At 70.3% G+C, this 2,704-nt stretch carries 1 protein-coding gene; it reads right to left on the minus strand.

Annotated elements, in window-relative coordinates; translation table 11 throughout:
• Positions 1-80: 80 nt before the first annotated feature.
• Positions 81-2,704, minus strand: a 2,624-nt coding sequence (nifJ, locus tag ACY45C_RS13240) for a pyruvate:ferredoxin (flavodoxin) oxidoreductase (RefSeq protein ID WP_462187924.1), incomplete at its 5' end; no start/stop codon positions are given.

Consider the following 2,704-nt stretch of genomic DNA (forward strand, 5'->3'; position numbering starts at 1 on the left):
CAGGCCTGTGACCTGCGATGATGCTCTCGATCACGTATTTGTTACTTCATTACGTCCCCTTTGGTGAGCACGGCGCCGCTTCAGTTTTGCGTGGTGGTGTTGCGGGGGTGGGCGGCTTCGTGTTCGTAGGTCTGCCAGCGCCCGAGGATGTCGCGTTGGGCGAGTGCCGCGAGCTCGTCGGCTTCGTCGGGGTTGACGGTGTTGAGGAGGGTGAACCGGGACTCGGTGGCGGCGAACTCGCTGAAGGGGATGGACGGTGCCCGCGAGTCGAGGGAGAACGGCCTTTCCGCTCGGGGGTCGACCCGGTAGAGCGGCCAGTATCCCGATTTCACCGCGGCTTTCTGGTGGGCCATGCCGTCGGTCATGGTGATGCCGTGGGCGATGCAGTGGCTGTAGGCGACAATGAGGGACGGGCCGTGCCAGCTGGCCGCCTCGTTGAAGGCTTTCACCGTGTGCTGGTCGTTGGCGCCGAGGGCGACCTGCGCGACGTACACGTCGCCGTAGGCGGCGGCGAGCAGCCCGAGGTCTTTCTTGCGGGTCCGTTTGCCGCCGCCGGCGAACTTCGCGACCGCGGCGCGCGGCGTCGACTTCGACGCCTGCCCACCGGTGTTGGAGTACACCTCGGTATCGAGGACGAGCACGTTGACGTCGCGCCCCGACGCGAGCACGTGGTCGAGGCCGCCGAAGCCGATGTCGTACGCCCACCCGTCCCCACCGATGATCCACACGCTTTTGTCGACGAGGTCGTCGAGAACAGCGTCGAGGGTGGTGTCGTGGTCGACGGTGGCCAGCCGTCGGCGTAGTTCGGCCACCCGCTGGCGTTGGTCGAGGATGCCGGCCTCGGTCGACTGGTCGGCGGTGAGCAGCGCCTCGACGAGCGTGCCGCCGACCGTCGCGGTCTGTGCGCGCAGCAGCCGGCGGGCCTCGCGGGCCCGGGTGTCGAGCGCGAGGCGTAGCCCGAGCCCGAACTCGGCGTTGTCCTCGAACAGCGAGTTCGCCCAGGCCGGGCCGCGGCCGTCGGTGCCCGCCGACCAGGGTGTGGTCGGCAGGTTGCCGCCGTAGATGGACGAGCATCCCGTGGCGTTCGCGACGATGATGCGGTCACCGAACAGCTGCGTGAGCAGTTTGAGGTAGGGCGACTCCCCGCAGCCGGCGCAGGCGCCGGAGAACTCGAACAGCGGCTCCCGTAGCTGCGAGCCGCGGACCGTGTCCGGTGGGGCGAGCGCCGGTGGGACCGCCGGCAGCGTTTCACGGAACGCCCATCCGGCGCGTTCCTCCTCGAAGCGGGGTGCGGCGTCGACCATGTCCAGGGCGCGATGGCCCTCGATCTCCCGGCTCTTCGCCGGGCACGCCTCGACGCAGATGCCGCAGCCGGTGCAGTCGTCCGGTGCCACCTGCACCGCGAGCCGGAACGCCGCGAGGGTGCGGTCCTTCGGCTTTTTGTGCCGGAACGACGCTGGCGCGCCGGCGAGCTGCGCCGGCTCGAACAACGTCATCCGGATGGCGGCGTGCGGGCAGGAGATCGCGCACTTGCCGCAGTCGATGCACAGGTCCGCATCCCACACCGGAAGCTCGCGGGTCAGGCCGCGTTTCTCGTACCGGGCCGTCCCGACGGGGAAGGTGCCGTCAGCCGGTAGTGCGCTGACGGGAAGCAGGTTCCCCTCCCCCGCCATGATCCGCGCCGTCACCTGCCGGACGAACGCGGGCGCCTCGCCGAGCAGCTGCCGGCGCGCCTGCCCCGTGACCACACGAGCCTGCAGGTCGACCTCGTGCAGGGCGTCGAGCGCGGCATCGATGGCGGCGAAGTTACGCTGCAGCACGGCGTCACCGCGTTTGCCGCGGGCGGCGCGGACCCCGTCCTTGACCGCCGCGATCGCCTCGTCGCGGTCCAGCAGACCGGACAGCGCCAGGAAACAGGTCTGCAGCACCGGGCTTACGATCCCGGGCATGGCGGCCTGCTTCGCCACCCGGTCGGCGTCGACGACGAACAGGCGCGCACCCCGGTCAAGCAGGTGCCGCTGCGCGTCGGCCGGCAGATAGTCCCACACCTTCTCCGGCGCATGCGGGCTGTTGAGCAGCACGGTGGCACCCGGCGCGGCCACGGCGAGCACGTCCACCCGTTCCAGTAGCGAGGACTGATGACAGCCCACGTACTGGGCGTTCTGGATAAGCCACGGGGAGTCGACCGGTCGTGGCGACAGCCGCAGATGCGAGACCGTCATCGACCCCGACTTCTTGGAGTCGAACACAAAGTACGCCTGCGCGTGCAGCGGCGTGCGAGCGGCGACGATACCGGCCGTCGCCCGCGTGGCACCCACGGTGCCGTCGCTACCGAGCCCGTAGAACACCGCCCGCAGCACGTCATCCGGCTCCGGGACACGGTCGTCGTCCACCTCGAGCGACAGGTCCGTGACGTCGTCGCGGATACCCACCGTCACCTCCCGACGCGGCGCCGCGCCGGCCAGCTCGTCGAACACCGCCGCCGCCATCGCCGGGGTGAACTCCTTCGACGCCAACCCGTAACGGACACCGATCACCCGCGGCATCCGCTCGGGCCGTTCCGCGAACGCGGCGACGACGTCCAGCCGCAACGGCTCACCCGACGCGCCCGGCTCCTTCGTCCGGTCCAGGACCGCGACCGACCGCACCGTCGAGGGCAGGCACGCGAGCAACGCCCGGCCGTCGAAGGGACGGAACAAGCGGA

It is taken from the genome of Frankia sp. CcWB2 (assembly GCF_977927585.1).